Source organism: Mesorhizobium sp. M7D.F.Ca.US.004.03.1.1, assembly GCF_003998635.1.
Classification (GTDB): Bacteria; Pseudomonadota; Alphaproteobacteria; order Rhizobiales; family Rhizobiaceae; genus Mesorhizobium; species Mesorhizobium loti.
In genome coordinates, this window is the sequence record NZ_RZQG01001877.1 from 1 (window position 1) to 389 (window position 389).

Below are 389 nucleotides of genomic sequence, written 5' to 3' on the forward strand. Positions count from 1 at the left end.
ATGCTGAAGATTATCGTCGACGCACCGAGCACCAGCAGCGCGTCGAAGCCCGCTCGCCAGGCAACCGACATTGCGGCTCCCACGATCCAGACCAATGCCATCACCGCAAGCAATCCGCCCTGCAGGTAAAGGTCAAGAACGGTGTTATGGGCCTCGAAAGGGCGCTGTAGAAATTGACGGTCGGCGACGGGCGGGCGCTCGAGGTGAGGCCCAGGGCCTAATCCCAGGGACCCGGATTTCAACCCCGTTTCCACCGCATCCTGCCACAGATAGAGCCGGAGTTCGAATGTTTCGAGTGTCGCTTCCCCACCCTGGTCCTTGGTAAGGCTCTTGGCAAAATGGGCGACGCTGGCCTCTTCGGTGAGCGCGTACGGCGTCATCGCCAGCGC

General features: G+C 61.7%; 1 pseudogene. It reads right to left on the minus strand.

Features of this window, described 5'->3' with window-relative positions:
• Positions 1-389 (minus strand): annotated as a pseudogene (locus EN935_RS40480) (O-antigen ligase family protein); the annotation flags it as partial.